The sequence below is a fragment of the Stenotrophomonas sp. Steno-C15 genome (genome assembly GCF_056393265.1).
The window spans coordinates 115530-140952 of record NZ_JBWJPF010000002.1 but is presented as its reverse complement, the minus strand read 5'-3'; the positions used below and the strand labels follow the sequence as shown (position 1 = coordinate 140952).

At 66.6% G+C, this 25423-nt stretch carries 27 protein-coding genes; 19 read left to right on the top strand and 8 right to left on the bottom strand.

The window, feature by feature from the left end; translation table 11 throughout:
- Positions 1-17 precede the first annotated feature (17 nt).
- Together AC06FB_RS02670 and AC06FB_RS02665 are read left to right on the top strand one after the other, a co-directional pair.
- A complete protein-coding gene (locus tag AC06FB_RS02670) occupies positions 18-1640 on the top strand; it encodes an FMN-binding glutamate synthase family protein (protein ID WP_053519800.1) in 1623 nt (540 codons plus the stop codon).
- Positions 1641-1661: 21 nt separating this feature from the next.
- Positions 1662-2123 (top strand): GNAT family N-acetyltransferase, encoded by a 462-nt coding sequence (locus tag AC06FB_RS02665; protein WP_111186059.1) that lies wholly within the window; start codon positions 1662-1664, stop codon positions 2121-2123.
- Between the two features lie 50 nt (positions 2124-2173).
- On the opposite strand, the gene AC06FB_RS02660 is transcribed toward AC06FB_RS02665, so the two are convergent.
- Together AC06FB_RS02660 and AC06FB_RS02655 are read right to left on the bottom strand one after the other, a co-directional pair.
- On the bottom strand, positions 2174-3421 hold the full coding sequence (locus tag AC06FB_RS02660; protein WP_461287698.1) for a TIGR03862 family flavoprotein: 1248 nt from the start codon (positions 3419-3421) through the stop codon (positions 2174-2176).
- A complete protein-coding gene (locus AC06FB_RS02655) occupies positions 3408-3842 on the bottom strand; it encodes an FKBP-type peptidyl-prolyl cis-trans isomerase (protein ID WP_053519803.1) in 435 nt (144 codons plus the stop codon). The genes AC06FB_RS02660 and AC06FB_RS02655 overlap by 14 nt, the downstream gene beginning before the upstream one ends.
- A gap of 69 nt (positions 3843-3911) precedes the next feature.
- On the opposite strand from AC06FB_RS02655, the gene AC06FB_RS02650 reads away from it, so the two are divergent.
- From AC06FB_RS02650 to AC06FB_RS02635, 4 genes are all read left to right on the top strand, one after another.
- Positions 3912-4277: a DUF6164 family protein gene (locus AC06FB_RS02650; RefSeq protein ID WP_053519804.1), complete on the top strand. Its 366-nt coding sequence runs from the start codon at positions 3912-3914 to the stop codon at positions 4275-4277.
- Positions 4278-4345: 68 nt separating this feature from the next.
- Positions 4346-5113, top strand: coding sequence for a sulfurtransferase (locus AC06FB_RS02645; RefSeq protein WP_478053343.1), 768 nt, complete (start codon positions 4346-4348; stop codon positions 5111-5113).
- 148 nt (positions 5114-5261) lie between these two features.
- Entirely contained in the window at positions 5262-6257 is a 996-nt protein-coding gene (locus tag AC06FB_RS02640; RefSeq protein WP_065181249.1) for an LLM class flavin-dependent oxidoreductase, read from the top strand.
- 68 nt (positions 6258-6325) lie between these two features.
- The gene (locus tag AC06FB_RS02635) at positions 6326-6823 is read left to right on the top strand and encodes a pyridoxamine 5'-phosphate oxidase family protein (RefSeq protein ID WP_053519807.1); all 498 of its coding nucleotides are present in this window, start codon (positions 6326-6328) and stop codon (positions 6821-6823) included.
- Positions 6824-6833: 10 nt separating this feature from the next.
- Here AC06FB_RS02635 and AC06FB_RS02630 read toward each other — a convergent pair whose 3' ends face one another.
- A complete protein-coding gene (locus AC06FB_RS02630; protein ID WP_053519808.1) occupies positions 6834-7487 on the bottom strand; it encodes an exopolysaccharide biosynthesis protein in 654 nt (217 codons plus the stop codon).
- Positions 7471-8775, bottom strand: a complete 1305-nt coding sequence (locus AC06FB_RS02625; RefSeq protein WP_065174920.1) for a hemolysin family protein — start codon at positions 8773-8775, stop codon at positions 7471-7473. The genes AC06FB_RS02630 and AC06FB_RS02625 overlap by 17 nt, the downstream gene beginning before the upstream one ends.
- A gap of 292 nt (positions 8776-9067) precedes the next feature.
- On the opposite strand from AC06FB_RS02625, the gene AC06FB_RS02620 reads away from it, so the two are divergent.
- Both AC06FB_RS02620 and AC06FB_RS02615 read left to right on the top strand, forming a co-directional pair.
- Positions 9068-9694 (top strand): DUF47 domain-containing protein, encoded by a 627-nt coding sequence (locus tag AC06FB_RS02620; protein WP_004152833.1) that lies wholly within the window; start codon positions 9068-9070, stop codon positions 9692-9694.
- Between the two features lie 13 nt (positions 9695-9707).
- The gene (locus tag AC06FB_RS02615; protein WP_053519810.1) at positions 9708-10829 is read left to right on the top strand and encodes an inorganic phosphate transporter; all 1122 of its coding nucleotides are present in this window, start codon (positions 9708-9710) and stop codon (positions 10827-10829) included.
- 246 nt (positions 10830-11075) lie between these two features.
- Here the strand turns inward: AC06FB_RS02615 and AC06FB_RS02610 are convergent, their stop codons facing one another.
- The 3 genes from AC06FB_RS02610 to parE all read right to left on the bottom strand — a co-directional run bounded on the left by AC06FB_RS02610 (position 11076) and on the right by parE (position 15302).
- Positions 11076-12572: a S10 family peptidase gene (locus tag AC06FB_RS02610; protein WP_478053342.1), complete on the bottom strand. Its 1497-nt coding sequence runs from the start codon at positions 12570-12572 to the stop codon at positions 11076-11078.
- Between the two features lie 110 nt (positions 12573-12682).
- Complete coding sequence (locus tag AC06FB_RS02605) at positions 12683-13261, bottom strand: GNAT family N-acetyltransferase (protein WP_478053341.1); 579 nt, start codon at positions 13259-13261, stop codon at positions 12683-12685.
- A gap of 151 nt (positions 13262-13412) precedes the next feature.
- Positions 13413-15302, bottom strand: a complete 1890-nt coding sequence (gene parE / locus AC06FB_RS02600; RefSeq protein WP_053519719.1) for a DNA topoisomerase IV subunit B — start codon at positions 15300-15302, stop codon at positions 13413-13415.
- Between the two features lie 160 nt (positions 15303-15462).
- On the opposite strand from parE, the gene AC06FB_RS02595 reads away from it, so the two are divergent.
- The 9 genes from AC06FB_RS02595 to truD all read left to right on the top strand — a co-directional run bounded on the left by AC06FB_RS02595 (position 15463) and on the right by truD (position 23196).
- The gene (locus AC06FB_RS02595; RefSeq protein WP_053519720.1) at positions 15463-15696 is read left to right on the top strand and encodes a hypothetical protein; all 234 of its coding nucleotides are present in this window, start codon (positions 15463-15465) and stop codon (positions 15694-15696) included.
- 413 nt (positions 15697-16109) lie between these two features.
- Positions 16110-17774 carry a CTP synthase gene (locus AC06FB_RS02590; protein WP_065174923.1) on the top strand — a complete coding sequence of 555 codons (1665 nt, stop codon included), beginning with the start codon at positions 16110-16112 and terminating at the stop codon, positions 17772-17774.
- A 90-nt stretch (positions 17775-17864) separates the two neighbouring features.
- On the top strand, positions 17865-18695 hold the full coding sequence (gene kdsA, locus AC06FB_RS02585; protein WP_053519722.1) for a 3-deoxy-8-phosphooctulonate synthase: 831 nt from the start codon (positions 17865-17867) through the stop codon (positions 18693-18695).
- Positions 18692-19039, top strand: a complete 348-nt coding sequence (locus AC06FB_RS02580; protein WP_053519723.1) for a hypothetical protein — start codon at positions 18692-18694, stop codon at positions 19037-19039. The genes kdsA and AC06FB_RS02580 overlap by 4 nt, the downstream gene beginning before the upstream one ends.
- A 251-nt stretch (positions 19040-19290) precedes the next feature.
- Complete coding sequence (gene eno / locus AC06FB_RS02575) at positions 19291-20583, top strand: phosphopyruvate hydratase (protein WP_053519724.1); 1293 nt, start codon at positions 19291-19293, stop codon at positions 20581-20583.
- A 4-nt stretch (positions 20584-20587) separates the two neighbouring features.
- A complete protein-coding gene (gene ftsB, locus AC06FB_RS02570) occupies positions 20588-20941 on the top strand; it encodes a cell division protein FtsB (protein WP_053519725.1) in 354 nt (117 codons plus the stop codon).
- Positions 20938-21636 (top strand): 2-C-methyl-D-erythritol 4-phosphate cytidylyltransferase, encoded by a 699-nt coding sequence (gene ispD, locus AC06FB_RS02565; RefSeq protein WP_053519726.1) that lies wholly within the window; start codon positions 20938-20940, stop codon positions 21634-21636. The genes ftsB and ispD overlap by 4 nt, the downstream gene beginning before the upstream one ends.
- Before the next feature lie 34 nt (positions 21637-21670).
- Positions 21671-22168: a 2-C-methyl-D-erythritol 2,4-cyclodiphosphate synthase gene (ispF, locus tag AC06FB_RS02560; RefSeq protein ID WP_197570955.1), complete on the top strand. Its 498-nt coding sequence runs from the start codon at positions 21671-21673 to the stop codon at positions 22166-22168.
- Positions 22165-23196 carry a tRNA pseudouridine(13) synthase TruD gene (truD, locus tag AC06FB_RS02555; RefSeq protein ID WP_164152232.1) on the top strand — a complete coding sequence of 344 codons (1032 nt, stop codon included), beginning with the start codon at positions 22165-22167 and terminating at the stop codon, positions 23194-23196. The genes ispF and truD overlap by 4 nt, the downstream gene beginning before the upstream one ends.
- A gap of 10 nt (positions 23197-23206) precedes the next feature.
- On the opposite strand, the gene AC06FB_RS02550 is transcribed toward truD, so the two are convergent.
- Positions 23207-23746 (bottom strand): Smr/MutS family protein, encoded by a 540-nt coding sequence (locus AC06FB_RS02550; protein WP_053519729.1) that lies wholly within the window; start codon positions 23744-23746, stop codon positions 23207-23209.
- 209 nt (positions 23747-23955) lie between these two features.
- Between AC06FB_RS02550 and surE the strand changes: the two genes are divergently transcribed.
- Together surE and AC06FB_RS02540 are read left to right on the top strand one after the other, a co-directional pair.
- Positions 23956-24735 carry a 5'/3'-nucleotidase SurE gene (surE, locus tag AC06FB_RS02545; protein WP_053519730.1) on the top strand — a complete coding sequence of 260 codons (780 nt, stop codon included), beginning with the start codon at positions 23956-23958 and terminating at the stop codon, positions 24733-24735.
- On the top strand, positions 24732-25409 hold the full coding sequence (locus AC06FB_RS02540) for a protein-L-isoaspartate(D-aspartate) O-methyltransferase (RefSeq protein WP_053519731.1): 678 nt from the start codon (positions 24732-24734) through the stop codon (positions 25407-25409). Before surE ends, AC06FB_RS02540 begins: the two co-directional genes overlap by 4 nt.
- Positions 25410-25423 lie beyond the last annotated feature (14 nt).

Below are 25423 nucleotides of genomic sequence, written 5' to 3'. Positions count from 1 at the left end.
TGCAACCAAGGAACGCCATGCACCGGTATATCGTCTACCTGCTCGCCATCCTGATGTTCCCCGTCTGCCTGTGGCTGGCCACGATATGGCCTGCCTGGTACTGGGGCGTCGGTCTGACCGCCGCGATGGTGGCGCTGGGGACCTGGGATCTGCTGCAGAAGCGCAGCACCCTGCGCCGCAACTATCCGGTCATGGCGCACTTCAGATACGGGCTGGAATCGATCGGCCCGGAGATCCGCCAGTATTTCGTGCAGAGTGATCTGGAAGACGTGCCCTTCTCGCGCCAGCAGCGTGCACTGATCTACCAGCGTGCCAAGAACGAGATGGATACGGTGCCGTTCGGCACGCTGCGTAGTGCATATGCGGTGGACTACGAATGGATCAACCATTCGTTGGCACCGACCACCATCGCCCGGCACGATTTCCGTGTGCTGATCGGCGCAGGCTGCGCCAAGCCCTATTCGGCCAGTGTGTTCAACATCTCGGCGATGAGCTTCGGCTCGCTGTCGGCCAACGCGATCCGCGCGCTCAACGAAGGCGCACGCCGTGGCGGCTTCTATCACGATACGGGCGAAGGCTCGATCTCGCCGTACCACCGTGAGATGGGCGGCGATCTGGTCTGGGAGATCGGCTCGGGCTACTTCGGTTGCCGCGACGAGAAGGGCGGTTTCAGCGAAGAGCGGTTCGTCGCCAACGCCACCCATGACCAGGTGAAGATGATCGAGATCAAGCTGTCCCAGGGGGCCAAGCCTGGTCATGGCGGCGTATTGCCCGCGCCGAAGGTGACGGCCGAGATCTCCGTGACCCGTGGCGTGCCGATGGGGGTGGACTGTGTATCTCCGTCGCGGCACTCGGCGTTTTCCACGCCGGTCGAATTGCTGCAGTTCGTCGCCCGCCTGCGTGAACTGTCCGGTGGCAAACCGGTCGGCTTCAAGCTGGCCATCGGCCATCCCTGGGAGTGGTTCGGCATCGCCAAGGCGATGCAGGAGACCGGCCTGTTGCCGGACTTCATCGTTGTCGATGGCGCCGAGGGCGGCACGGGCGCGGCACCGGCCGAGTTCGTCGATCATGTGGGCGTGCCGATGCACGAGGCGCTGCTGCTGGTCCACAACACCCTGGTCGGGCTGGACCTGCGCGAGCGCATCCGCATCGGTGCGGCCGGCAAGATCACCAGCGCATTCGACATTGCCCGGACCATCGCGCTCGGCGCGGACTGGTGCAATGCCGGTCGTGGCTTCATGTTCGCACTGGGGTGCATCCAGTCGTTGAGCTGCCACACCGACAAGTGCCCGACCGGCATCGCCACGCAGGACCCGGCGCGCTGGAAGCACCTCGACGCGCCTGACAAGGCCACGCGCGTGCACAGCTACCACGAGCACACGCTGCATGCCCTGAAGGAGCTGTTGTGCGCGGCCGGCCTGAATGATCCGGCCGAACTGGGGCCGGAGCACATCCTGCGCCGCGTGTCGCCGGTGGAGATCCGCTCGCTGGCGACGCTGTATCGCTATCTGGAGCCGGGAGAACTGCTGCGGCGGGTGCCGGATCACGCGGTATTCCATGCGTTCTGGGCAGACGCGCGCAGTGATTCATTCCAGCCGCCGGCCCGGATCCAGGCGCTGAGAGCCAGCAAGTCGCGGTGATGGGTTCCACACGGAGGTTGCATGCAGTTCAGGACCGGTACGATTGACGATGTCTCGCCGCTGTGGGCCCTGCGCACGCGGTGCGTGCGCGAGACCTGCAGCAGTCACTATCCGCCGGAGGTGATCGCACCCTGGGCGGCGTCGCCGCCGCCGGCGCAGTATCCGCGGCTGTTGTCGCAGGGCGGATGCGTGGTGGCCGAAGGCGGGCAGGGCGAGCTGCTCGGTTTTGGCGTGCTCGATATCGATGGCAATGAGGTGGATGCGCTGTTCGTCGATCCGGATCGTGGCGGACAGGGTATCGGCCAGGCGCTGATGCAGCGTCTGCTGGCGCTGGCCGATCCGGGGCGCGAGGTGGTGCTGTCGGCCTCGCTCAATGCCGTGTCCTTCTATCAGCGGCAGGGTTTCATCCGCGAACGCGAGGAAATCTATCCCCATCCCAGCGGGGTACCACTCGCCTCTGTACGCATGCGAAGGCCGTGGTGAGGCGCTGCTTCCGGTAGCGCCGAGCCCCGCCCGCTGCTACCACAGGCGATTCAGCGTGTGGCCAACCACTGGATCACGCCTTCGGCGGCGCGCAGGCCACTGGCATAGCAGGCCGTCAGCAGGTAGCCGCCGGTCGGCGCCTCCCAGTCCAGCATTTCGCCAGCGCAGAACACGCCGGGCAGGGCACGCAGCATCAGCCCTGCGTCGAGCGCGTCCAGCCTTACCCCTCCGGCCGTGCTGATCACCTCGGCCATCGGCCGCGGGCGCAGCAGTTTCAGCGGCAGGCGCTTGAGCGTCGCTGCGACCGCTGCAAGATCTTGGCCCGCATCCTTGCCGAGGTGCTCGAACACAAGTGCCGCTTTCACTGCGTCCACCCCGGCCTGGCGGCGCAGGTGTTCACCGAAGCTGCGGCCCTTGCGTGGACGCGACAGATCGGCCAGCAGGCGTGCTTCATCGCGACCCGGCGCCAGGTCCAGCCACAATGGCGCACAACCCTTGCGGTTGATGGTTTCGCGCAGGTCGGCCGCCAGCGCGTAGATCAGGCTGCCTTCGATGCCATAGTCGCTGGCGACGCATTCGCCCTGCAGTGACCGTGGTTGGCCTGTCAGGTCGATCCAGTGCGCCACCACTGGCTTCAAGGGGGCACCGGCATTGCGCTGGGCGAACAGGGGCGTCCAGTCAACGTCGAATCCGCAGTTGGCGGCCTGCAACGGTGCGATGTCCACGCCGCGTGCCTGCAGCGGTGCCACCCAGGCACCGTCGCTGCCGAGGTGCGGCCAACTGCCGCCGCCCAGCGCCAGCACGGTGGCATCAGCGTGCACGTCGAGGTGGCCGTCTTCGGTGTTGAAGCGCAGCGCGCCGTCGCTGGCCCATCCGCACCAGCGGTGATTCACGTGCAGGCGTACGCCCTGCTCCTTCAAGCGGCGCACCCAGCCGCGCAGCAGGGGCGCAGCCTTGCGATCGACCGGGAACACGCGGCCGGAACTGCCGACATAGGTCTCCACGCCAAGATCGGCGGCCCAGTCGCGCAGTGCCTGCGCGTCGAACCCGTCCAGCCAGCGGCCGACTTCACCGGCCTGCTCGCGGTAGCGGCTGTCGAACAGCGGGCGCGCATCGGAGTGGGTCAGGTTGAGCCCGCCCTTGCCGGCGATCAGGAACTTGCGACCGGGGGAACCCTTGGCTTCATAGAGGTCCACCTCCAGGCCGGCGGCGCGCAGGCGCTCGGCAGCGAACAGCCCTGCCGGGCCGCCACCGACGACAGCCACGCGGCGCGGCGCATGTCGATCAGGGTTGGACATCGAGCAGCTCGACATCGAACACCAGCGAGGAGCCCGGCGGGATCGGGCCGGCGCGACGGCTGCCGTAGCCCAGGTCCGGGGGGATCATCAGGGTGCGCTTGCCGCCGACCTTCATGCCGGCCACGCCTTCATCCCAGCCGCGGATGACCTGGCCGGCACCGAGCACGAAGGTGAACGGCTGGCCGCGTCCGACCGAGCTGTCGAATGTCTTGCCATGCTTGCTCTCGGTGCGGTTGTCGTAGATCCAGCCGGTGTAGTGCACGGTGACCTTCCGGCCCGCCACCGCTTCGGCCCCGGTACCGGGCTGGGTGTCGATGCGCTCGAAGGTGGTCAGCGTGCCTCCCGGTGGTGGGCCGGACGGCTCCATCGAGCAGCCGGCAGCAGCAAGGGACAGCAACAGGGGAAGCAGCAGTCGGCGCATCGGGCATCTCCGTCGGGCGCAGGGCGAGGGCGGCAAGGGTAGCGCATCGGCGCCGGGTATCATGGCGCCATGGCCAAACTCCTGCTCAATCTGCGCAATGTCGGCGATGACGAATACGCCGACGTCTGCACGCTCCTGGATCGCCACGGCATCGCCTGGTACCGCACCGAGCCCAGTCCCTGGGGCATTTCCAATGGCGGGCTGTGGCTCCGCGAGGACGGCGATCATGCGCGCGCCAAGGCATTGATGGCCGAGTACCAGGCCGAGCGCGCGCCACGCATCCGGGCCGAGCGTGAGCAGGCCCTGCGCGATGGCACGGCCGAGACCTTCGGCAGCCTGCTGCGGCGCCGGCCGCTGTATGTCGTGCTGGTACTGCTGGCGATGCTGGGCGCTGCTGCCCTGGTGCTGCTGCCGTTCATGCTGCTGCGGGGGTAGGGCGCTCCAGCCGCCGATCATCGACGCCGGGTCCTGACCCGGTGGCGGCCAGGCGCTAAAATGCGCGGATGATCGCCAATACCGCCGCCTATCATTTCACCGCCATCGACGCCCCCGAGGCTCTGTGCGACCAGCTGCTGGCGCGTGCCGAAGCGGCTGGGCTGCGCGGCACGATCCTGGTGGCGGGCGAGGGCCTGAATCTGTTCCTGGCGGGCGCCCCGGCCGCCATCGAGGGCTTCTACGCGGCACTGCGTGAGGATCCGCGTCTGGCCGGAATACGGGTCAAGACCAGCTTCAGCGAGCATCAGCCCTTCGCGCGGCTCAAGGCCAGAGTGAAGCCGGAGATCATCAGTTTCCGCCGCGATGACGGCCAGCCGCTGGCCTATCCACGCGCGCCGGCGGTCGATCCGGCCACCGTGCAACGTTGGCTGCGGCAGGGCCACGACGATGCGGGAAAGCCGGTGGTGATGCTCGATACCCGCAATCTGCAGGAGGTGGAGTACGGCACGTTCAAGGACGCGCTGGTGCTGCCGATCCACAAGTTCACCGATCTGCCGGAGGCCCTGGCGCCGCACCGCGACGCATTGAAGGACAGCACCGTGGTCAGCTTCTGCACGGGTGGCATCCGCTGCGAGAAGGCCGCACTGTGGATGCTCAATGACGGCATGGACAACGTGCTGCAGCTCGATGGCGGCATTCTTGGCTACTTCGAGGAGGTGGGCGGCGAGGGCTACGACGGGCGCTGTTTCGTGTTCGACGAACGGGTGGCGCTGGATGCGGAGCTCAGGCCGCTGGTGGATGAGCCGCTGCCGGAACCACGCCCCAGCGCCTTCTGAGCGGCTGTCCCGGGCGCCGGTCGTGCACGGCTGTCCGGTCCACCTGGGGAGCTGACCCGCCCGGCAGGAATCAGCGTCCCGCCACCGGCACTGGCCGCCGTGCCGGGCCGACCCCATGCAGAGGGGATCTTTTGACGGAAACCGCCTGATGATCCCGTTGTCGATCCTCGACCTGGCCCCGGTCTGCGAGGGCAGCGATACCACCGCCGCCTTCTCCAACATGCTGGAACTGGCCCAGCATGCCGATGCGCTGGGCTACCGCCGCTACTGGCTGGCCGAACACCACAACATGCCCGGTATCGCCAGCGCGGCCACCGCCGTGCTGATCGGGCACGTTGCCGGTGGCACGCAGCGCATCCGTGTCGGTGCAGGCGGCATCATGCTGCCCAACCATGCGCCGCTGCAGGTGGCCGAGCAGTTCGGCACGCTGGCCTCGCTCTATCCGGACCGCATCGATCTGGGGCTGGGGCGGGCGCCCGGCACCGACCAGCCGACCGCCCGCGCGCTGCGGCGCTATTTCGACAGCGCTGACCAGTTCCCGCAGGATGTGCGTGAGCTGCTGCATTACTTCGAGCCGGTCCAGCCCGGTCAGGCGGTGCAGGCCGTGCCTGGCGGCGGCCTGCGGGTGCCGACGTGGATCCTGGGTTCCAGCCTGTTCGGTGCGCGCATGGCGGCATCGATGGGGCTGCCGTACGCCTTCGCCTCGCACTTCGCCCCGGACGCGATGGATGAGGCGCTGGCAGTCTACCGCCGCGAATTCCGTCCTTCGGCCACGTTGAAGCAACCGCACGCGATGCTGGCATTGAACGTGGTGGCCAGCGACAGCGAAGCCGAATCGCGCCGCCTGTTCACCAGCCAGCAGCAGAGCTTCGTCAATCTGCGCCGGGGGCGTCCCGGCAAGATCCCGGCACCGATCGACGACATCGAATCGTTCTGGGAGCCGCACGAGAAACTGGGTGTCGAGCGGGCATTGGCGTGCACGGTGCTGGGTGATCCGCAGCAGGTGGCCGAGGGTATCGCCGCGTTCGTCCAACGCCATCGACCTGACGAACTGATGCTCACCGCCAATCTGTATGACCATCGCGCGAGGCTGCGCTCGTTCGAGCTGACCATGCGGGCGTGGCACGATCGCCACGCGGGCTGAACGATTGCATCACGGCGCATTGCAGACCTTCCGCGTCTGATGGGGGCTCCCTACCCCTGGAGCTCCCCATGTCGGATTCCCGCGCAGAACACATCGCCCAGCTGGCCGAACTGATCAAGGACGTGGAGGTGGCGATGTTCACCACGGTCGGTGTCGATGGTCGCCTGTACAGCCGTCCGCTCGGCACCCAGCAGGTCGCCTTCGATGGTGACCTCTGGTTCGCTACTGCAGCCGACAGCCCGAAAGTGGCGGAAATCGCGCTCAATCCGCGGGTCAACGTGGCCTACGCTTCGACGTCGAAGAACACCTATGTGTCCGTGGCGGGCAATGCGCGCATCGTCGACGATCGGGCCAAGGTGGAAGCGCTGTGGTCGCCAGCGATGAAGCTGTTCTTCCCCGGCGGCAAGGACGATCCGAACCTTCGGCTCATCCACGTGCAGGCCGAATCGGCCGAGTACTGGGATGGGCCGGGCACGCTGCTGGGCAGGGCGCTGACGTTCGTGCTGTCTGCGGTACAGGATGAGCCAGGCCAGCTTGCCGACAACGGTTTCGTCGACCTGCGTTGATGGGCCCGGTTCAGAACCAGCGCTGGAACAGTTCGACGGTGTAGCTCACCAGTTGGCCGGAACTGAAACCAAAGAACGCGATTGCCGCCAATGCTCCGATCCAGTTGACCAGCATCAGCGCGCCGTCGCGCTCGAGCAGGGCCAGCGAGAACAGCAGCAGCTGGAAGCCGAACAGATAGTTGGTGAACGGGATCGGCAGCGACAGCAGGATGCCCAGCAGGACCAGCAGTGCGCCGGTGAACGCGTGAGCCGGCAGCGGCTTGAGCAGCTGCGGCAGGCGTGGCTTGAGCATGCGGTCCAAGCGCCGCAGCGGGCGGTCGATGCGGTCCAGGAACCGGTGCATGGTGCCGCGCTTCGGCCCGCGGCGGGCAATGAAGCCCGGCAGCCAGGGGCGCCGCATGCAGCACAGCATCTGCAGGCCGATCAGGATCACCAGGGGGCCACTGACCGCACCGCCCAGCCCCGGAATCGGGATGAACGATGGCAGGATCGCCACGAACAGGAAAACGCCGAAGGCGCTCTGCTGCAGATCCTGCAGGATCTGGCCCAGCTTCATGTGCTGGGCCGGATCACCCCAGGCGAACATTTCCAGCAGCGTGCGGATGCCTTCGTTGCGATAGGCAGGTGCTGCGTCGCGCGGGCCGGACTCAGGCGGTGAGCTCATCGGCCTGCTCGTCCGACAGCGTGCGCAGCAGCAGCTTGTCCACACGTGCACCGTCCAGGTCGACGATCTCGAAGCGCCAGCCGGCCCAGTCGAAGTACTCGCCCGCGTGCGGGATGCGGCCGAAGTAGTGGATGCACATGCCGGCCAGGGTGTAGTAGTCGCCCTCTTCGGCGTCGGGAAGCTCGTTGCTGCCGATCAGCTCGCGGAGGTCGTCCACCGGCAGCGAGCCGTCCACCAGCAGCGAGCCGTCCTCACGGGTCACCACCAGTGCGTCCTCGTCGGCATTCTCCACCGCCTGCAGGCGGCCGACCACTGCGCCCATCAGGTCGCTGATGGTGACCAGTCCCTGGATCTCGCCGTATTCGTCGACGACCAGCGCCATCGACTGCTGTTCTTCCCGGAAGATCTCCAGCAGCTTCATCGCATGGGTGGACTCGGAAACGTACAACGGCTCGCGCAGGGTCTGGAACAGCGCGTTGTCGCCGCGTGCCATGCGGGTCGCCAGCGATTTCAGTTCAAGCACACCAACCACATCCATGTCGTTGTCGCGATAGACCGGATAGCGCGAGAACTCATGCTCGGCCATGATTTCCAGGTTGCGGTCCAGGCCGGCCTGCGTGTCCAGCCAGGCGATCCGGTTGCGCGGCGTCATCAGGCTGTCGGCGGTGCGATCGCCCAGCCGCATCACGCGGTTCATCATGTCGCGCTCATGGGTGTCGATCACACCTGCCTCGTGGCTTTCGGCCACCAGCATGCGGATCTCCTCTTCGGTCACCGAGGCGGCTTCGTCCTTGCCCAGGCCAAGTGCCTTCAGCACCAGCTGGGTCGTCCTGGACAGCAGCCAGACGAAGGGCAAGGCCAGTTTGGCCAGCCAGCTCATCGGCATGGCCACCAGGCTGGCAATGGCCTCGGAGCGGGTCAGGGCCAGCCGCTTGGGCACCAGCTCACCAAAGATCAGGGTCACGAAGGTGATGAGGGTCACGGCCAGCGTGGTGCCGACCTGGGAGGCGTAGGTGAAGCCGGGCATCAGGCCCTGCAGCCAGCCGGCAATGGCGTCGCCGATGGCGTCGCCGCCCAGGTAGCCGGTCAGCACGCCGATGACGGTGATGCCGATCTGGACCGTGGACAGGAAGCTCTCGGGCTTTTCGGACAGCTCCAGGGCCTTGGCGGCGCGCTTGGAGCTGCCGGCCATCTGCTTGAGACGGCTCTTGCGCGAGGTCATGACCGACATCTCGGACATGGCGAAGAAGCCGTTCAACAGAACCAGCGCGAAGACAATCAGGATCATTTCAAACACGGGCGTCGTCCCCGGTTGGTGGCAGGGAGGGCGGGTGCTTGCGATGGCGGCAGGCGCTCAGGAGCAGAGTCCGGCGCGGCGCTGGGGGATAAGGGTCGTCGTCCATAAGGTGCGCCCGAGGGCGCGCTGGCATCTTAGCAAAGGGCCGTGGCAAGGTGGCAACTGCCTGTTCAGGTTGGCGGGTTCCACCCCCGGAAAGGGGGCGGGGATACCCGAGATGGTCATCTAGCCGTCATAATTCCGTCCGGTGCCGTCCTTCCCGCGACGGCTGACAGGTTTCTCAATGTTCTCTCTGCAGACCATTTTCGGTTCCGGCAAACAGTTCTACACCCTGCTCGATGAGGCTGCCGTCGCGGCCTCCGACGCCGCCAAGGCGCTGCATTCCATGCTGCGCGAGGCCGACCGCCAGCCCGCGCTGGACGCCTTCAAGCTGGCCCGCCTGCGCGAGCGTGCGGCGTCGGACAAGATCAGCCAGGCGCTGGTGGACAGCTTCATGACGCCGATCGAGCGTGAAGACATCGAAGCGCTGGGGTCGGCGCTGTACAAGATCCCCAAGCAGATCGAGAAGTTCGCCGATCGCTATTCGCTGGCCACGACCCACCTGGAGCACATCGACTTCGCGCCGCGCGCGGCGATGCTGGAGCAGGCCGCCGGCGTGGTGGTGGAGATGGTGGCCGACCTGCGCCACATGAACCTGGACCGGATGACCGCGCTCAACGAGAAGCTGCGCTCGCTGGAGAACGAGGCCGACCGGCTGATGCTGGAGCTGTACCGTGACATCTATTCCGGGCGCCTGGACAACCTGCAGATGTTCCTGCTCAAGGAATTCTTCGAGATCCTGGAAAAAGCCATCGACCGCTGCCGCGAGGCCGGCGTGGTGGCATACCAGATCGTGCTGAAGAACAGCTGACGGACGCCGCCGCATGTTGACCCTCGTCCTGGTGGTGATCCTGGCTGCGCTCGTCTTCGAGTTCATCAACGGCTTCCACGACACCGCCAACTCCATCGCCACCGTGGTGGCGACCAAGGTGCTCTCGCCCGGCTGGGCGGTGATGCTCGCCGCCTTCATGAACCTGATCGGTGCCCTGACCGGTACGGCGGTGGCGCTGACCATCGCGTCGGGCCTGCTCAACACCAACGTGGTCGATGTCACCCCGCAGGTGATCCTGTGCGCCCTGCTGGGCGGCATCATCTGGAACCTGATCACCTGGTGGAAGGGGCTGCCGTCCTCGTCCTCGCACGCCCTGATCGGTGGCCTGTGCGGCGCCGGGCTGGCGGCCGCGCACAACAACTGGGATGCGCTGATCTGGTCCGAACGGCTCGGCAGCTGGGCGCAGAACAAGGGCCTGCTGTGGAAGGTGTTCGTGCCGATGATCACCTCGCCGATTGCCGGCTTCCTGCTGGGCATCGTGGTGATGGTGCTGCTGTGGGGCCTGATTGCCGGTCTGGCCAGGATCGGTGGTGCGATTGGCCGCCTGGCCCGTCCGCGCTGGGTCAATGCCTTCTTCGGCAAGGCGCAGATCGTCTCGGCCGCCTACATGGGCTTCGCACACGGGCACAACGACGCACAGAAGACCATGGGCATCATCGCCATGACCCTGATCGGTGCCGAAGCCACCGGTGCACTGGACAACCTGCCGTCCTGGCTGGCCTTCATGCACCCGGATGCGCAGGCCGGTGACGGCATCGCGATGTGGATCGTGCTGACCTGTGCGGTGGTGATGGCCGCCGGTACGGCTTCGGGTGGCTGGAAGATCATCAAGACGCTGGGCCACAAGATGGTCAAGCTGCATCCGATCCACGGCTTCGCGGCGGAGACCAGCTCGGCCACCATCCTGACCCTGGCCGCCCATTTCGGCATGCCGGTCTCGACCACGCACAGCATCTCCACCGCGATCATGGGCGTGGGCTTTGCCAAGAATCCGCGTTCGCTGAAGTTCGGCGTGATCGAGCGCATCGTCTGGGCTTGGATCCTGACCATCCCGGCGGCAGGCGGCTGTGCGTACCTGATCCTGAAGCTGTTCGAGCTGTTCGGCTGGACCTGATGCCAGCAACCCTGGGGTCAGAGCCCTTTCCCTGCAGATAGGGATCTGACCCCGGAAATGAAAAAGCCCGCCGGATTCCGGCGGGCTTTTTCATGGGCAGATCGTTTTTCCGTATCCAGCGTGTCGACCAAGGTCGACACCCACCAACAGCAGCAGGAACCTCGCCAGCCCACGGAAACCCGGCTTTTGTCGTTGCCGTTGCCGTTGCCGTCAGCGGGCGCCGGGCCGCAGGCGCGGCCGAACCCCTCAGTTGCGCTGGAACAGTGCCTGCACATCCTTGCGGAATGCCGCCTGGCTGTCGGCACGGCTGTAGAACATGTGCCCGCCCGGGTAGCTGCGCACCTGCACGCGGTCCGGGTTGCTGCCCATCGCCGGCATCTGGTCCACGGTCAGGATCGAGCCCATGAACGGGCATGACAGGTCATTCCAGCCGTGCGCGATCAGCACCTGCAGATTCGGATCGATCGCCACCGCCTGGCGCAGCTGGGTCACCGCACCCTGGCGCAGGTCGCCGTTGCGGTCCCACAGCCGGTTCACCTCGTAGTTCAATGCCTGGTAGCGCGCATCGACCTTCCAGCCCACCACGCGGGTGACGAAGTCGACCATCGCGGTGGTGGTCGGCGCGATGATGCTGTCGAGCAGGGGATCGTTGGCGCGCTGTTCCGGATCGTTCGGGAACGGGTCAAACGCCGTCACGTTCGAGTCGTAGCGGCTGCCCAGCGTGCCCTTGTCGCGGAACACTTCGCGCAGGTAGGCCTGGGTTTCCAGGCGGCCGCCGGCACGACGCACGAACTGCGGGTCCAGCCCGGTCAGCTCGGTGACCCGGCGCAGCATCGCCTCGGTGGCCTGCGGATCGCTGCGGCCCTTCATCAGGGCGGTGGCGTAATCGCCGCGGGTGTACTCGACCACCTCACGCATCGCCGCGTCGGTCAGGCGGCCCTGGCGCTCCAGGTGCGCCGCTGCGATCGACGGCAGCGTCTGCATCCACGCCATCGGCGAGACGTCGGCGTTGTCTTCCAGGGTCGGGCTCAGGTACGGCGAGACCAGCACCAGGCCGTTCATCGCAACGCCCAGCCGCGTCTGCAGGTAATGGGTGATGCGTGGGCCGCGGTAGCCACCGTAGCTCTCACCGGTGAGATACTTGCGCGACGCCATGCGCTGGTTGCGCAGCAACCAGTCGTAGATCGATCGCGACAGGTACTCGATGTCGGCACTGGGGTTGTACAGTGCCTTCTTGGCTTCGTCATTGCCGATGCGGGCACGGCTGAAGCCGGTGCCGACCGGGTCGATGAAGACCAGGTCGGTGAAGTCCAGCCACGTTCCCGGATTGTCATGCAGCGTGGCCGGCGCCGACGCGCTGTCGCCCTCCGAGCCGAAAGTCACGACCTTCGGGCCGATGGCGCCCAGATTGAGATACACCGACGACGCGCCGGGCCCGCCGTTGAGCGCGAAGGTCACCGGCCGGTCCTTGCCGGGCATCGTGTAGGCGGTGAACACCACGTCGGCGATCACCTTGCCCTTCTCGTCACGTACCGGCAGGGTCCCCACGGTGGCGGTGTAGTCGAGCGTGCGGCCCGCCAGGCGGATGCTCTGGCGGGTGGAGGCGTCGGCCGGCAGCGCAGGTGCTTCGGTCTTGTCGTCCCTGGCGTCGGGCTTGGACTCGGCGGCGGGCGCGGCCAGCACGCTGGCAGGAGCAATGAGCAGGCCGACGCAGAGCGCGGCAGTGTGCAGCAGGAACTTCATGGCACCGGATCGGCAGCGGAAGGGGGGTCCGATGCTAGGCCTCCAGGGTGCCGCGCCGTATGTGTCCAAAGCCATGGCCGGGCGTTGTCGTCGGTTGCGGCCAGATTGGGTCAAGTGGGCAGGGCGGTCGCGGCTGCGTCGTCGGCCAGCAGCCCGTACACAGCCGAGTCGGCCAACTCGCCCTGGATGCGCCAGCGCTGGCGCAGGAGGCCCTCACGATGGAAGCCGAGGCGTTCAAGCACGTGCGCGGAGGCCGCATTGCGCGGATCGATCTCGGCTTCGACGCGATGCAGGCGCAGCGTCCGGAACAGGTAGGCCAGCACCTGCTGCAACGCCTCATGCATGTAGCCCCGGCCCTGGACCTCAGGTGCCAGCAGATAGCCGATCTCGGCACGCGCAGCATCGCGATCGACGGCAAACACCACGCAGATGCCCAGCAACGGCCCTTCCAGCGATTCGCGCACGGCCAGCTTGAGCTGGGTGCCGATGGCGTGTGCGGCGAGGTCGTCGTCGATCTGTTCGCGGGCTTCGCCCGGCCGTGTCCAGGCAGGATGGTTCCACCAGCGCATGACCGCCGGGTTGGATTGCAGCGTGAACAACGCAGCAGCGTCATCACGACGGATCGGGCTCAGGACCAGCCGCGTGCTGTGCAGGGGCAGGCCGGGGAACAGCAGCGAGTGGCTGGGCAATGCGGTGGTCCACGCGGATGAGCGCGCATTATGGACCCGCAGGGTTTGCCGATGGGGGTGTAATGCCCCGGTGGGCGGCCTGAAGCGGTACTGCCAGGCCATGCAGCCAGAGCCGTTTCCCGACAGGAAACGGCCCCGGCCCGCGCTGGGGTCAGACTTCCAGCGACGCCAGATCGCCCTTGGTCTCCAGCCAGCCCTTGCGGTCAGACGCCCGCTTCTTGGCCAGCAGCATGTCCATCAGCGAACGGGTCTGCTCGCGATCGTCCACGGTCAGCTGCACCAGGCGACGGGTGTCCGGGTGGATGGTGGACTCACGCAGCTGCGACGGGTTCATCTCGCCCAGGCCCTTGAACCGGGTCACATTGACCGCGCCCTTGATCTTCTCGCGCTCGATCTTGTCCAGCATGGAGCGCTTTTCTTCCTCGTCCAGCGCGTAGAAGACCTGCTTGCCCACGTCGATGCGGAACAGCGGCGGCATTGCCACGAACACGTGGCCGGCGTCGACCAGCGCCGGGAAGTGCTTCAGGAACAGCGCCGTCAACAGGGTGGCGATGTGCAGGCCGTCCGAGTCGGCGTCGGCCAGGATCACCACCTTGCCGTAGCGCAGGCCGCTGATGTCATCCTTGCCCGGATCGCAGCCGATGGCGATGGCCAGGTTGTGCACTTCTTCCGAGGCCAGCACGCTGTTGGAGGAGACTTCCCAGGTGTTCAGGATCTTGCCGCGCAGCGGCATGATCGCCTGGAAATCCTTGTCGCGTGCCTGCTTGGCGCTGCCGCCTGCCGAATCACCTTCCACCAGGAACAGTTCGGTACGCGACAGGTCCTGGCTGATGCAGTCGGCCAGCTTGCCCGGCAGGGCAGGGCCCTGGGTGACCTTCTTGCGGACCACCAGCTTTTCGGTCTTCAGGCGTGCGCTGGCGCGCTCGATGGCGATCTGCGCGATCTTCTCGCCCAGTTCCACGTTCTGGTTCAGCAGCAGGCTGAATGCATCGTGCGCGGCACCTTCCACGAAACCGGCGGCCTGCCGCGAGGACAGGCGTTCCTTGGTCTGCCCGCTGAACTGCGGATCGGTCATTTTCAGCGACAGCACGAACGACACGCGGTCCCACACGTCTTCCGGCGCCAGCTTCACGCCACGCGGCAGCAGGTTGCGGAAGTCGCAGAACTCGCGGAGCGCCTCGGTCAAGCCGGTGCGCAGGCCGTTGACGTGGGTACCGTGCTGGGCAGTCGGGATCAGGTTGACGTAGCTTTCCTGGACCAGCTCGCCTTCCGGCAGCCAGGCCACGGCCCAGTCCACCACTTCGGTGTCCTTCTTCAGGTTGCCGACGAACAGGTCGGCCGGCAGCATTTCGCGCTCGCCCAGCTCCAGCTTCAGGTAGTCGCGCAGGCCGTCCTCGTAGTACCAGGTGTCGACTTCGCCGGTGGCTTCGTCGGTCAGCTTCACGGTCAGGCCCGGACACAACACCGCCTTGGCGCGCAGCAGATGCTTGAGCGCGCGCACCGCGAACTTCGGCGTATCGAAGTACTTCGGGTCGGGCCAGAAGCGCACGCGGGTGCCCGTGTTCTTCTTGCCGACCGTGCCCACCACTTCCAGCGGCGTGGCGCGGTCACCGTTACGGAAGGTGATGCGGTGTTCGGCACCTTCACGCTTGATGTGCACCTCCACCAGGGTCGACAGCGCGTTGACCACGCTGACGCCGACGCCGTGCAGGCCGCCGGAGAAGGTGTAGTTGTTGTTGCTGAACTTGCCGCCCGCGTGCAGGCGGGTCAGGATCAGCTCGACACCCGGGATCTTCTCTTCCGGATGGATGTCCACCGGCATGCCACGGCCGTCATCGCTGACCTCCACGCTGCCGTCCTTGTACAGGGTGATCTCGATCGAGCGGGCGTGGCCGGCGAGGGCCTCGTCCACCGAGTTGTCGATCACTTCCTGCGCCAGGTGGTTGGGGCGCGCGGTGTCGGTATACATGCCGGGACGGCGCTTGACCGGGTCAAGGCCGGACAGGACTTCAATATCGGCGGCGTTATAGCGGGCGTTCATCTATGTTCTAAAGCGCGGAGCGACGCGCAAGTGTGCGGTCTGGGCGGCGAATTTGCACGCCTGCGGTTCAGCCTCGCCACCGGGGAGGGGGTAAAATGGCAGCCGCTGGAATCCGGACGCCAGCGTCCCCATGTCCCAGCCATACCGCGAGGAGGACTCCATGAAGAAGTTGCTGACCATTGCGATCCTGGCCGCTGCCGCCGTTGCGGTGCCGCTGGTGATGGCGCAGAACGCCGGCCAGCCGGCCCCGCAGCAGGGTGACCAGGCCGACAAGGCACAGGCCGAAGCCGACGCCAAGGCCAAGCGCCGCGCGCAGGCCAATGCGGAGCTGAAGGCCAAGGGCCAGCCGGTTCCGCAGCAGGAAGAAGAGGAAGAGGCGCGCAAGAAGCGCTGAGCGCACGCGCACCCTCCCTTTCCCACGGAAGCCCTGTAGAAGGGGGCTTCTGGCGACGCCACGCCCCCGCAAGGGGGCGTTTTTCGTTCGGTCGGCCTGCACAAGCCTCTTGGGTTGGCGGCCATCTATCTGTAAACTATGGCTTTCCGGGAGTAGTGCGTGTCCACCATTTGCGAATGGGCTGGCACGGCCATGCGTGGCCTCCAGCAATGCGGGTCGCAGGTGACGGTCGATGTGACCGGCGCGGTTGCCCCGACCTCGCGCGATGGTTACCGTCTGGCGCCTGCCGCCGCACGGATCGGCACCTCCCTCGCTGCCCCAGCGAACCGGAAAACCCCCTTCAAGCGCCATGTCCGCCCCCAGGGCGTGCGTGGCGCTGTCGTTTTCCATTTCCAGACAGGATGCTTGCAGCCATGACTCCCTTGATTTTCGTAACCGGCGGCGTGGTGTCCTCGCTCGGCAAAGGCATTGCCGCTGCGTCGCTGGCCGCCATTCTCGAAGCCCGTGGCCTGAAGGTCACGATGATGAAGCTCGACCCCTACATCAACGTTGATCCGGGCACCATGAGCCCGTTCCAGCACGGCGAGGTCTATGTCACCGACGACGGTGCCGAGACCGATCTCGATCTGGGCCACTACGAGCGGTTCGTGCGGACGCGCCTGAGCCGCAAGAATTCGGTCACCACCGGTCGCATCTACGAGAACGTGATCCGCAAGGAGCGTCGCGGCGATTACCTTGGCGCGACCGTGCAGGTCATTCCGCACATTACCGACGAGATCCGTCGTTGCATCGACGAAGCCACCGAAGGCTATGACGTCGCCCTGGTCGAGATCGGCGGCACCGTCGGCGACATCGAATCGCTGCCGTTCCTGGAGGCGATCCGCCAGGTGCGTACCGAGCGTGGTCCGGAGAAGGCGCTGTTCATGCACCTCACCCTGGTGCCGTACATCGGCGCGGCCGGCGAACTGAAGACCAAGCCGACCCAGCACTCGGTGAAGGAGCTGCGTTCGATCGGCATCCAGCCGGATGTGCTGTTGTGCCGTTCGGAGCAGGCCGTGCCCGATTCGGAGCGTCGCAAGATCGCCCAGTTCACCAACGTTTCCGAACGCGCCGTGATCAGCGTGCCGGACGTGGATGTGCTGTATCGCATCCCTTCGGGACTGCATGCGCAGGGCCTGGATGAGATTGTCGTCAACCAGCTGAAGCTCGCTGACAAGGCCGGTCCTGTCGATCTGTCGGTGTGGGAGGACGCGGTCGACGCCACGCTGCATCCGCTCGACGAGGTGACCATCGCCGTGGTCGGCAAGTACGTCGACCACCAGGATGCATACAAGTCGGTCGGCGAAGCACTCAAGCATGGTGGCCTGCGCCAGCGCACCCGGGTCAATCTGAAGTGGCTGGAAGCGCAGGACCTGGAAGGCACAGACATGGCTGCGCTGGCCGATGTCGATGGCATCCTGGTGCCGGGCGGATTCGGCGACCGTGGTTTCGAAGGCAAGGTGCTGACCTCGAAGTTCGCCCGCGAGAACCAGGTGCCGTACTTCGGCATCTGCTACGGCATGCAGGCGGCCGTGGTCGATTACGCGCGCAACGTGGTCGGCCTCGAAGGTGCCAACAGCACCGAGAATGATCGCCAGTCGCCAAATCCGGTGATCGGCCTGATCACCGAGTGGCGCACCGCTGCCGGTGACGTCGAGAAGCGCGACGACAAGAGCGACCTGGGCGGCACCATGCGTCTGGGCCTGCAGGAGCAGCGCCTGAAGCCGGGCACGCTGGCGCGTGAGCTGTACGGCAAGGACGTGGTGGCCGAGCGCCACCGCCACCGGTATGAGTTCAACAACCGTTACCGCACCCAGCTGGAAGACGCCGGCCTGGTGATCGCCGGCAAGTCGATGGACGACACCCTGGTGGAAGTGGTCGAGCTGCCGCGCGATGCGCATCCCTGGTTCCTGGCCTGCCAGGCGCATCCGGAGTTCCTGTCCACGCCGCGTGACGGCCACCCGCTGTTCATCGGCTTCATCCGCGCGGCACGCGAGCGCAAGGCCGGTGGCCAGTTGTTGCAGGAAGCGCGCGCCTGACTTGCGATGGGGCCCGCCAGGCCCCATCTTGCTCGCTTGAACCAAGTGCATCGGCCCGTTCGATGTAGCGGACAACTCTAAGGAAACGCCATGAAACTGTGTGGATTCGAAGTGGGGCTGGACCAGCCCCTGTTCCTGATCGCCGGCCCCTGCGTGATCGAGTCGATGCAGTTGCAGCTCGATACCGCCGGCAAGCTGAAGGAGATCACCGGCAAGCTCGGTGTGAACTTCATCTTCAAGTCCAGCTTCGACAAGGCCAACCGCACGTCTGGTACCGCTTTCCGCGGCCCGGGCATGGAGGAGGGGCTGAAAGTCCTGGCCGAGGTCAAGAAGCAGATCGGCGTGCCGGTGCTGACCGACGTCCATGAGTACACCCCGATGGACGAAGTGGCTTCGGTCGTGGATGTGCTGCAGACCCCGGCATTCCTTGTTCGCCAGACCGACTTCATCCGCAAGGTGTGCTCGGCCGGGAAGCCGGTCAACATCAAGAAGGGCCAGTTCCTGGCGCCCTGGGACATGAAGCCGGTCGTGGAGAAGGCCAAGGCGACCGGTAACGATCAGATCATGGTCTGCGAACGCGGTGCCAGCTTCGGCTACAACAATCTGGTGAGCGACATGCGTTCGCTGGCGGTGATGCGCGAGACCGGGTGCCCGGTGGTGTTCGACGCCACCCATTCGGTGCAGCTGCCGGGTGGGCAGGGCACCAGCTCCGGCGGCCAGCGCGAACATGTGCCGGTGTTGGCCCGGGCCGCGGTGGCGGTGGGTATCTCCGGTCTGTTCGCCGAGACCCATCCTGACCCGTCCAAGGCCCTCTCCGACGGTCCCAACGCATGGCCGCTGGACCAGATGGAAGCACTGCTCGAAACGCTGATGGAGCTCGATGCGGTGACCAAGAAGCACGGTTTCTCACGCTTCGCGTGAAGTCTGACCCATGGACGGCGCTGGAAACCCAGCGTCGCCGCCGGCACTGGAAACAGTGGCCGTGGGGCCTGATCGCACTGGGCCTGGCGGGGTTGTTCACGGTGGGCGTGTTCGGTCTGGTGCTGATCGGCGCAGCGTCCGTGCGGTCACCGGGTGATGGCAGCAGCGTGCTCAATCTGCGGGCGTACTTCATGGCGCTGCTGGCCGGCGAGCTGTTGACTGCCGGCGGCTGCATCGCTGCCGCCGTGCTGGCTTGGCGCCTGAATCGCGGCAGGGTGGCCGCCGGGCTGGCGGTTGTCCTGCTTTCGCTGTGGCTCGGTGCGCTGTCCTACGGGGTGCTCTGATGAATGTGAGCACGTCTGCACGCGATTGGCCCTGGGGCCTGATCGCGCTCAGGCTGGCGGCGCAGGCATGGCGCCGTCTGTCCGGCCATGGCCGCTGCTTTGCGGGTGCTCCTGGTATCGCTGCTGCTGCCGGGGCGGGGGCCAGCCGGGGCTGACGCCGTTCACGCCATTTGGCAACGGGCGGGCAGCCGGGGATAATCACGCGGCATTCGTTTTGTCGCCCCCTCTCCATACAGGTAACCGGCCCGACCATGAGTACGATCCGCAGCATCCACGCCCGTGAAATCCTCGACAGCCGTGGCAACCCCACGCTGGAAGCCGAAGTCACCCTGGAGGACGGTTCGTTCGGTCGTGCCGCGGTTCCCTCCGGCGCCTCGACAGGCACCAAGGAAGCGGTCGAGCTGCGTGACGGCGACAAGACCCGCTACCTGGGCAAGGGCGTGCGCAAGGCCGTCGACAACGTCAACACGACCATCGCTGCCGCGCTGAAGGGCTTCGAGGCCACCGACCAGTCAGGCCTGGACCGCCGCCTGATCGACCTTGATGGCACCGAGAACAAGGGCCGTCTGGGCGCCAACGCGCTGCTCGGTGTCTCAATGGCGGCCGCGCACGCCGCCGCAGCATCCAGTAAGCAGGCGCTGTGGCAGTACCTGGCCGGCAGGACCGGCGTGACCCCGTCGCTGCCGGTGCCGATGATGAACATCATCAACGGCGGCGCGCATGCCGACAACAACGTCGATTTCCAGGAGTTCATGGTGCTGCCGGTCGGCTTCACCTCGTTCTCCGAAGCGCTGCGCGCCGGCACCGAGATCTTCCACTCGCTGAAGTCGGTGCTGAAGGGGCATGGCCTGAGCACCGCGGTCGGTGACGAAGGCGGCTTCGCACCTGACTTCCGCAGCAACGTCGAGGCGCTGGACACCATTCTCGAAGCGATCGGCAAGGCCGGCTACACCGCGGGCGAGGACGTGCTGCTGGGTCTGGACGTGGCCTCCAGCGAGTTCTTCGAGAACGGCAAGTACAACCTGGTCGGCGAGAACAAGCGCCTGACCTCCGAGCAGTTCGTCGACTTCCTTGCCGACTGGGCCGCGCAGTACCCGATCATCACCATCGAAGACGGCCTGGCCGAGAACGACTGGGCGGGCTGGAAGCTGCTGACCGATCGCATCGGCAAGAAGGTGCAGCTGGTGGGCGATGACCTGTTCGTGACCAATCCGAAGATCTTCCAGGAGGGCATCGACTCCGGTACTGCCAATGCCATCCTGATCAAGGTCAACCAGATCGGCACCCTGAGTGAAACCCTGGAAGCGATTGCGATGGCTGACCGCGCAGGTTACGCCGCTGTCGTGTCGCACCGTTCGGGTGAAACCGAAGACACCACCATCGCCGACATCGCCGTGGCGACCACTGCCACCCAGATCAAGACCGGCTCGCTGTGCCGCAGCGATCGCGTGGCCAAGTACAACCAGCTGCTGCGCATCGAGGAAGCCCTCGGTGCCGGCGCGCGTTACGCCGGTCGTGACGCGTTCGTTTCGCTGAAGCGCTGAGGCCATGCGCGATTGGCGCTGGCTGCTGCTGGTGCTGGCCCTGCTGCTGGCATGGCTGCAGTACCGTTTCTGGTTCGGCCCGGGCAATTCGGGGGAAGTGATGATGCTCGAAGCCCAGGTTGCCGGCCAGGAACGGGACAACGAAGGTCTGCAGCAGCGTAATGATGCGCTGGCTGCGGAAGTGAAGGACCTCAAGGAAGGCCAGTCCGCCATCGAAGAGCGCGCACGCAGTGAGCTGGGCATGATCAAGCCCGGCGAGAAGTTCTACCGGGTGGTCGACGACGCGCCGGTTCGTCCGGCGCAGCCGCCGGTGCCGATGCCCGAACAGGCGGGCGACCACCCGGCGGACGTGCCATGAGCGCGGCGATCTGGGTGGTCGTTCCCGCTGCCGGTCGTGGCGCCCGCTTCGGTGCGCCACTGCCCAAGCAGTATCTGCAGGCGGGCGGGCAGATGCTGCTGGCCCACACCCTGCAGGCACTGCTGGCCCACCCGGCCGTTGCCGGCGCGATGGTGGTGATCGGCGAGGATGACGCGGATTGGCCGGGCTGGAGCGAATGGGCCGGCAAGCCGGTGCTGACCTGCACGGGGGGGGCGACCCGCGCCGCCTCCGTGCTGGCCGGCCTGCTTGCGCTGCCGGAGAGCGTCCGCGCCGATGAGTTCGTGCTGGTGCACGATGCCGCGCGGCCCAATCTGTCGCTGGCCGACCTGGGTCGCCTGCTGGAGGTTGGCCGTACCGATCCGGTCGGGGCCATTCTTGCCGCGCCGGTACGCGACACCCTGAAGCGGGCCGGTGACGATGGTGGCATCGACGGCACCGAGCCCCGCGAGCGCCTGTGGCGCGCGCTGACCCCGCAGCTGTTCCGCCGCCATCAGTTGATCCGTGCGCTGACCGACGCCGCTGCGTCCGGCGTGGACGTCACCGACGAAGCCATGGCCATGGAACGCCAGGGCCAGCGCCCGCTGCTGGTTGAAGGCAGCGAGGACAACTTCAAGGTCACCACGCCCGCCGACCTGGACCGCTTCGAATTCGTACTTTCCCGCCGCGCCGGCTGAACGCCCGCGCGGCCCTGCTGCAAGGGTTGCATCCATGAGCACTGCTCCGTTCCCGCCCGTCCGCATCGGCCAGGGCTACGACGTCCACGCCTTTGGTGAGGGTGACCACATCATGCTGGGAGGCGTGCGCGTGCCGCACAGCCACGGTGTGCTCGCGCACAGCGATGGCGACGTGATCCTGCACGCGCTGTGTGACGCCATGCTCGGCGCGCTGGCGCTGGGCGACATCGGCCAGCACTTTCCGCCCAGCGATGATCGCTGGAAGGGAGCCGACAGCAGCGACTTCGTCCGCCACTGCGACGCTCTCCTGCGTGAGCGTGGCTGGTGCGTCGGCAACTCTGATGTCACCGTGATCTGTGAACGACCGAAGGTCGGGCCGCATGCGCTGGCAATGCGTGAATGCATCGCGGCACTGTTGCAGCTGCCACTGGATGCGGTCAGCGTAAAGGCCACCACGTCGGAGAAGCTTGGCTTCACCGGTCGCGGTGAAGGCATCGCGGCACAGGCTGTGGTCCTGCTGGTGGCGGCATGATTCCGCTGCCGCTCGCGTTCGGTGCGCCGCTGCTGCAGGCGCGCATCCGCACCACCCCGGAGGATTTCCAGGTCGACGAGCTGCCGGCCTTTGAGGCCACGGGCGAGGGCGAGCATCTGCTGCTGCATGTCCGCAAGCGCGGTGCCAACACCGTGCATGTGGCCAAGGTGCTGGCCAAGTGGGCTGGCTTGCCGGAGATGGCGGTCAGCTATGCCGGGATGAAGGATCGCCACGCGGTCACCACCCAGCGCTTCAGTGTGCATCTGCCCAAGCGCGTCGCGCCGGATCTGGCGCTGCTGGCCAGCGATGATATCGAAGTGCTCGATGCAACCTGGCACAACCGCAAGCTGCAGCGTGGCGCGCTGGCCGGCAATCGTTTCAGGCTGGTGCTGCGCCAGGTACGCGGCGATGCGGTCGCAATCAGCGAACGCCTGCAGCAGATTGCCGATCGTGGTTTGCCGAACTGGTTCGGCGAGCAGCGTTTCGGCCGCGATGGCGGCAACGTTCCGGCAGCGCTGGCGATGTTCGGTGGCCGCCGCATGCGCAAGGACCAGCGCTCGCTGCTGCTGTCGGCTGCGCGTTCAGCACTGTTCAATCGCGTGCTTGCCGCACGCGTGGAGCAGGGTGTCTGGGACCAGCCGCTGGACGGTGAGGTGTGGATGCTGGATGGCAGCCGCAGCGTGTTTGGTCCGGAGCCTTACACCGATGCACTGGCAGCGCGGCTGGCCGGGTTCGATATCCATCCCAGCGCGCCGTTGTGGGGAGAGGGCGAGCTGCGCAGTACCGGCGCCGCCCGCGAGCTCGAACTGCGCGCGCTCGACGACGAGGAATCGAAGGCGCTGCGTGCCGGACTGGAAGAGGCACGGCTGAAGCAGGAGCGCCGCGCGTTGCGCCTGCGTCCTGCGCTGCTGCAGCACCAGTGGCTGGCGGAAGATGTGCTTGAGCTGTCGTTCGCGCTGCCGCCGGGCTGCTACGCCACCGCGGTCCTGCACGAGCTCGGACCGGTCGAGGACGCCGCGCAGTCCTGAGCGGATTGCATCAGCGCCGGGACAGCAGCACCAGTACGGCACCGGTTCCGCCCTGGCTGGCCGGCGCCGAATGGAAGGCAAGCACATCGTTGCGCAGGCGCAGCAGCCGGTCGACCAGATTCTTCAGGACCGGCGCACCACCGTCGGACTGCAGTCCCTTGCCGTGGATGATGCGCACGCAGCCATACTCATGTGCGTGCGCCTCCAGCAGGAACTGGCGCAGCATGGCCTCGGCCTGCGCTGCGGTCGCGCCATGCAGATCCAGCTCGTCCTGCACCGAGTACTGGCCGCGCTTGAGACGCTGGAACAGCCGCGGCGGAAGGGCGTCGCGCCGGTAGCTGGCCACATCCCCGGCTTCCAGCGGTGCGCTGTCGCGCAACAGCCGGGCGAACTCGCCGGCGGCCTCGGCCTCGTCGCGTTCGGCCATGCGCGCGCGCGGCTTCGGCCGGGCAGCGGCCGGCGCGGGTTCGGCCTCTTTGCGCAGCGGCGTCACTTCGCCGATGGCCGCGCGGAAGAGCGCGGCAGGGTCTTCGTCTTCTGGATGCGACATGCGCACAGGGTAAACCGGTGACGCGGGCCTGCCTATCGCAATGCGAGGCCAGTCGTGACCGCCGGCAGGGTAGGACCTGCGGCTCGCATGCGGCACAATAGACGATGCCCCTGCAGGGTCGTCGGCTTCCGCAGGGAAGCACGACGGTCCCGCCAACACCGCACGGTGACGGAATCGAATTCTTGGAAAATCAAGCGGTTAAATCGAAGATGCGAATTCTGGTCAGTAACGACGATGGCGTCGACGCCGCAGGTATCCGGATGCTTGCCTCGGTACTGCGTGACGCCGGCCACGAAGTGACGGTGGTCGCACCCGACCGCGATCGCTCAGGCGCCAGCAATTCACTGACCCTGGACCTGCCCATCCGGCTCAAGCGCATCGATCACTACACCGTGTCGGTGGCCGGCACGCCCACCGACTGCGTGCATCTGGCGCTGACCGGCCTGCTGGAGTTCGAACCCGACATTGTCGTGTCGGGCATCAACAACGCCGCCAACCTGGGTGACGACGTGATCTATTCCGGAACCGTCTCGGCGGCGATGGAGGGGCGCTTCCTCGGCCTGCCCGCGGTGGCGGTGTCCCTGGTGACCCGCAATCACGATCCCCGTCACTTCGAGACCGCGGCGCGTGCCGCCGTGGAAATCGTCGCCCGCCTCAAGGCCGACCCGCTGCCGGCGGACACCATCCTCAACGTCAACGTGCCCGACCTGCCGTGGACCGAGGTCAAGGGTTTCGAAGTCACCCGGCTGGGCAACCGCCATCGCGCCGAAGGCTGCATCCCGCAGAAGGATCCACGCGGCAACGAGGTGTACTGGATCGGTCCGGCAGGCCGCGAGCAGGACTCCGGCCCCGGCACCGACTTCCACGCGGTGCGTACCGGGCATATCTCGATCACCCCGATCCAGGTGGACCTGACCCGCTATCAGGCGCTTGAGAAAGTGGCCAGCTGGGTCGGCGGTCTCAGCGCCGCGCTGGACCAGCCGGCATGAGCCCACGCCTGCGCCTGCAACCGGAAGCCGTCGGCATCGGCATGACGTCACAGCGCGTCCGCGATCGTCTCGTCGATCGCCTGCGCGAAGCCGGCATCGTCGACGAATCCACGCTGAACGCGATCCGGGTGGTGCCCCGCCATCTGTTCATCGACGAGGCCCTGGCCTCGCGGGCCTATGAAGACACCGCGCTGCCGATCGGCCACGGCCAGACCATCTCGCAACCCTGGGTGGTGGCGCGGATGACCGAAGCGGTCGTGCAGGTGGCGCCCAAGCGGGTGCTGGAGGTGGGGACGGGCTCCGGCTACCAGGCCGCCGTGCTTGGTGCACTGGGCCTGGAGGTCTACACCGTGGAGCGCATCGGCGACCTGCTGCGGCAGGCCCGCAAGCGGTTCCGCGCACTCGGCATGAACATCCGCACCAAGCACGATGACGGCCGTGTCGGCTGGGCCGAGCACGGCCCGTTCGATGCCATCGTCGTCACAGCTGCGGCCCCGGCGCTGGTCGACGCACTGATCGAGCAGCTGGCCGAAGGTGGCCGGCTGGTGGCGCCGGTCGGCGGTGCCAGTGCACAGTCGCTGGTGCAGCTGGACCGCAGGGCCGACGGCAGCGTCGAACAGCGCGTGCTGGCACCGGTCACCTTCGTGCCGCTGCTGTCTGGCATGCTGGATTGAATCCACGGAGCAGG